This is a genomic window from Fodinibius sp. (assembly GCF_041642155.1).
In the GTDB taxonomy this organism is placed as follows: Bacteria; Bacteroidota; Rhodothermia; order Balneolales; family Balneolaceae; genus Fodinibius.
Map to the genome: position 1 here is coordinate 1 of NZ_JBEPWZ010000264.1, position 4,207 is coordinate 4,207.

A 4,207-nucleotide genomic window follows, 5' to 3' on the forward strand; every position below is an offset into this window, starting at 1 on the left:
ATAAGTTCACTTCAAATCGCTAAATATCCAGCGTTGCATACTTGGCATTGCGCTCGATAAATTCGCGCCGGGGTTCCACATCGCCCCCCATGAGCGTAGAGAAGAGCTTGTCGGCAGAAGCCGCGTTATCCACCGTCACCCGCTGCAGGGTACGTGTTTCCGGATCCATTGTTGTCTCCCAAAGCTGTTCCGGATTCATTTCTCCCAGTCCCTTGTAGCGCGACACATCAAATTTTGTACGCGAATTTCTCAGTTCCTTGACTTTCTTGTCGCGGGTATCATCATCCCAGGCGTATTCGATGTTACCGCCCGTGTAAGAAATACGATAAAGCGGCGGGGTGGCAATATAAATATGCCCGTTTTCGATAAGCGGGTACATGTAGCGATAAAAGAACGTCAGCAACAGCGTTCGGATATGCGAACCGTCCACATCGGCGTCCGTCATGACAATGATTTTATGATATCTCAGGTCTTCGAGATCAAAATCCTCTTCCGCATGTCCGACCCCCGCACCCAGCGCCGTAATCATCGCCTGGATCTCATTATTCTCCAGGATCCGGTTTATTTTGGCCTTCTCTACATTCAATATCTTCCCGCGGAGCGGCAGAATCGCCTGGAAGCTCCGGTTGCGGCCCATTTTGGCCGATCCGCCGGCCGAGTCGCCCTCCACCAGGTAAATTTCGCTGTGCTCAGGATCTTTAATGGAACAATCTGCCAGCTTTCCCGGCAGTCCCCCCCCGCTCATCGCACTCTTGCGCTGAATCAGTTTTTTGGCTTTTCGGGCAGCCTCACGGGCTTCCGCAGCGAGGATGACTTTTTCCAGAATGTTTTTGGCTTCCTTGGGATTGCGTTCGAGGTATTCGTTCATCTTTTCATATACGATGACTTCGACAGCGCTTTGCACCTCCGAATTCCCCAGCTTGGTCTTGGTCTGTCCCTCAAACTGAGGTTCCGGGACCTTCACATTGAGTACCGCGGTCATTCCTTCCCGAAAATCTTCGCCCCGAACCTTGATATTACTTTTAATCAGGTTATTGTTTTCGGCATACTTCTTCAGCGATCGCGTCAAAGCGCGCCGGAATCCCGAGATGTGCGTCCCCCCCTCGCGCGTGTTAATATTATTGACGTAGGAATGTACGTTGGTGCTATAGCTGCTGTTGTACTGGATGGCCAGCTCTACAGGTACCATATCCACTTCGCCCTTGATAAGAATGGGCTCTTTCATCATCGGTTCGCGATTTTCATCCAGGTACTGCACAAAATCCTTAACACCGCCTTCAAAGTGAAATTCTTCTTCCAATACTTCTTCTTCCCGCTCGTCGCGGAGCAAAATCGTAATTTCGGGGTTCAAAAAGGCCAGCTCCCGCATACGATCGGCAATGATATCATACTTGAATTCCATTGTCTGGGTAAAAATGGTCTCATCCGGGCTAAACGTTATAATCGTACCCGTCTTATCGGTTTTGCCTTTCACTTTTAACGGCTGAACCGTTTTGCCATACTCGAATTCCATCACGTAAATTTCCCCGTCGCGATGAACTTCGGCATAAAAGTGAGAGGACAGGGCGTTCACACAGCTGACTCCCACCCCATGCAGGCCTCCTGATACTTTGTAGGTATTCTTGTCAAACTTACCACCGGCATGCAACTTCGTAAGCACCACCTCAACCGCCGGCAGCTTTATTTTGGGATGTTCATCCACCGGAATGCCCCGACCATTGTCTTTGATCGTCATTGAGCCGTCCTCATTTATAATAACTTCCATGCGGTCGCAATATCCGGCCAGGGCTTCGTCAATAGAGTTATCAACAACCTCATTGATCAAGTGGTGAAGTCCGCGCTGTCCGGTGTCTCCGATATACATCGCCGGACGCTTTCGCACGGCCTCAAGTCCCTCCAAAACCTGGATGTTTTCCGCCTTATAATCTGAACCTTTCGTTTTCGCCATAAATATAGATATGAATGGGGTTTAAAATAATGATGAAGACGCCTGAAAATAGTGTATAAATAGGCAAAATCAAAGTGAGCGAAGCCTGTTATTGCCAAAAGTGGAGATCTGTCCGTATATCGAAATTTAACCCTTTCCGTCATGCTCCCAAAACGGCCTTGTCCCATCCTCAAAATCCGGTTGAAAAGGCTTGGCTTTTTTACTCAAAAGAAACATTGATATTTTTTAGGAATAAGCCTATTTTTTCCGTCTCTCTACGAATTGTTAACAACGAGTTTTCAGAATCATGGCACGCAAAGATGATATTACTGGCAAGGGAGCATTAAACGGTTACCGCTCCTCCAAGTCGAACAACAAAACGAAGCATAAGTTTCAGCAGAACCTGCAAAAGAAACGGTTTTACGTTCCCGAGGAAGATAAGTGGGTCACGTTAAAGGTTTCTGCCAAAACGCTTCGCACGATTAATAAAAAGGGCATCAGTGCCGTTTTAAAAGAAGCCAGAAAGAAAGGAACTCTTTTAAAAGACGTATAGCATTATGGCAAAAGGAAACAGAATACAAGTAATTTTAGAGTGCACGGAAAAGCCGGGATCTTCCCGATATGTTACGACAAAAAACCGTCGTAATAGTCCTGATCGGATTGAGCTAAAAAAATACAACCCGGTGCTTCGCAAGCACACTGTTCATAAAGAAATCAAATAGTAATCGATTAGGATCATGGCAAAAAAACAAGTTTTTGGAACGCAGACTCAAAATAAGAACGAGGCCGACCGTCGCATGGTAAAGGTGATTGTTGCGAAAAAGACGGCCAACAACAAGTTTGGCTATAAGGAAGCCATTGTTGAGCAAGACGAAGTGCAAGACTTCATCAAAGCCAATAAAGAGTAATAAGCTTCTTTATGCTATCGGAAGAGGTTGCACTCGTTTTACGGGTGGAACCTTTTTTTTTGACGGGTACGCCAATACAGACCGATCAATCCTACTTTTCAACATGATAACACCAGAATTGAATTATGGCACTTAAAGACCAGATCATGGCCGACCTCAAAAAGGCTATGAAAAACAAAGAACAAGAACGCCTGCGCGTACTGCGATCCCTGAAAGCCAACCTTCTGGAACGCGAAATCAGCGAACGTAAAGATGGGGAGGCTTCATTATCCGACGAGCAGACCATTGAAGTACTGATGAAGGCCGCCAAACAGCGAAAAGAGTCTATTGAACAGTTTGAGGAAGGTGGCCGCGACGACCTGGTCGCATCGGAAAAAGCAGAACTTGAGATTATTAACAGCTATCTGCCGGAGATGCTTTCGGAGGATGAGGTGCGTGAGATCGCGCGTGATAAAATAGCGCAGCTGGGTGCCGAAAATATGGCCGATATGGGTAAAGTTATGGGCGCCATGATGCAGGAGCTGAAAGGCAAAGCCGAAGGATCGCTGGTGAGCAAAGTCGTTAAAGAAGAACTTTCCTGACAAGACGACGGCATGAATCTCCTGGACCTTCTAATTGTACTGCCCATTGCTTTTTTTGCCTACCGGGGCTTCAAAAACGGACTCATCAGGGAGGTACTCAGTATTGTCGGTATTGTGCTGGGCGTATTCTTAACTTTCCGGTATATGGATGAGGCCGGGACGTATATTCAGCCATATATTGAAAACAATGCGGCGTATGTCCCTTTTATCGCTGCCTTCATCATATTTATAGGCACGCTCGTGGCAGTAAACATCGTGGCTGTGCTGGCCCGGAAATTGCTCGAAACAATACAGCTTAATTTTATCAACCGGGCGACGGGACTTGCGTTCGGGGCGCTCAAATGCGGTATCATCATCAGTGCGCTGCTCTTGATGGCGGCCGGACTGAATATGCCCTCACAGGAGGTACGGGAAGAATCCACATCTTATCCCTATATCATCTGCCTGGCTCCCTGGGCCTATGACACGGTGGCAACGGTATATCCCGGGGCCGAAGATTTTGCCGAAACAGTCCGTAAGACCCTCGATAGACACAATCCAATTACCAATTTTCCCACTTTCGAACAGTAACCCTATATTATTCCATGTCATTTTTACCTGTTGACGAGCAACTCGACGTTATTAAAAGAGGTACGATGGAAATTGTGCCGGAAGTTGAACTTGTTGAAAAGCTGAAGCATTCAAAAAAGGAAAATCAACCCCTCAAAATAAAGCTGGGATGCGACCCCACACGTCCCGACCTTCACCTGGGACACTCGGTCATTCTTCGAAAGTTGCGCCAGTTCCAGGAC

6 protein-coding genes and 1 pseudogene are annotated in these 4,207 nt (G+C 47.2%); 6 read left to right on the forward strand and 1 reads right to left on the reverse strand.

What is annotated here, in order from left to right:
• Window positions 1-19 precede the first annotated feature (19 nt).
• The gene (gyrB, locus tag ACESLU_RS12295; protein ID WP_372638940.1) at window positions 20-1,948 is read right to left on the reverse strand and encodes a DNA topoisomerase (ATP-hydrolyzing) subunit B; all 1,929 of its coding nucleotides are present in this window, start codon (window positions 1,946-1,948) and stop codon (window positions 20-22) included.
• 286 nt (window positions 1,949-2,234) lie between these two features.
• Here gyrB and rpmB point away from each other — a divergent pair, with 286 nt between their 5' ends.
• The 6 genes and pseudogenes from rpmB to ACESLU_RS12325 all read left to right on the forward strand — a co-directional run.
• Window positions 2,235-2,480, forward strand: coding sequence for a 50S ribosomal protein L28 (rpmB, locus tag ACESLU_RS12300; RefSeq protein ID WP_073067952.1), 246 nt, complete (start codon window positions 2,235-2,237; stop codon window positions 2,478-2,480).
• 4 nt (window positions 2,481-2,484) lie between these two features.
• Window positions 2,485-2,649 carry a 50S ribosomal protein L33 gene (gene rpmG, locus ACESLU_RS12305; protein ID WP_073067953.1) on the forward strand — a complete coding sequence of 55 codons (165 nt, stop codon included), beginning with the start codon at window positions 2,485-2,487 and terminating at the stop codon, window positions 2,647-2,649.
• A gap of 15 nt (window positions 2,650-2,664) precedes the next feature.
• On the forward strand, window positions 2,665-2,835 hold the full coding sequence (locus tag ACESLU_RS12310; protein ID WP_372638941.1) for a hypothetical protein: 171 nt from the start codon (window positions 2,665-2,667) through the stop codon (window positions 2,833-2,835).
• A 125-nt stretch (window positions 2,836-2,960) separates the two neighbouring features.
• On the forward strand, window positions 2,961-3,416 hold the full coding sequence (locus tag ACESLU_RS12315) for a GatB/YqeY domain-containing protein (RefSeq protein WP_372638942.1): 456 nt from the start codon (window positions 2,961-2,963) through the stop codon (window positions 3,414-3,416).
• Window positions 3,417-3,428: 12 nt separating this feature from the next.
• Window positions 3,429-3,986 carry a CvpA family protein gene (locus ACESLU_RS12320; protein WP_372638943.1) on the forward strand — a complete coding sequence of 186 codons (558 nt, stop codon included), beginning with the start codon at window positions 3,429-3,431 and terminating at the stop codon, window positions 3,984-3,986.
• A gap of 14 nt (window positions 3,987-4,000) precedes the next feature.
• Window positions 4,001-4,207: pseudogene (locus ACESLU_RS12325) on the forward strand (tyrosine--tRNA ligase); the annotation flags it as partial.

Excerpts from the sequence above, each read along its gene's own strand:
- gyrB (WP_372638940.1), bottom strand. The coding sequence starts at position 1,948 with ATGGCGAAAACGAAAGGTTCAGATTATAAGGCGGAAAACATCCAGGTT.
- rpmB (WP_073067952.1), top strand. The coding sequence starts at position 2,235 with ATGGCACGCAAAGATGATATTACTGGCAAGGGAGCATTAAACGGTTAC.
- rpmG (WP_073067953.1), top strand. The coding sequence starts at position 2,485 with ATGGCAAAAGGAAACAGAATACAAGTAATTTTAGAGTGCACGGAAAAG.
- ACESLU_RS12310 (WP_372638941.1), top strand. The coding sequence starts at position 2,665 with ATGGCAAAAAAACAAGTTTTTGGAACGCAGACTCAAAATAAGAACGAG.
- ACESLU_RS12315 (WP_372638942.1), top strand. The coding sequence starts at position 2,961 with ATGGCACTTAAAGACCAGATCATGGCCGACCTCAAAAAGGCTATGAAA.
- ACESLU_RS12320 (WP_372638943.1), top strand. The coding sequence starts at position 3,429 with ATGAATCTCCTGGACCTTCTAATTGTACTGCCCATTGCTTTTTTTGCC.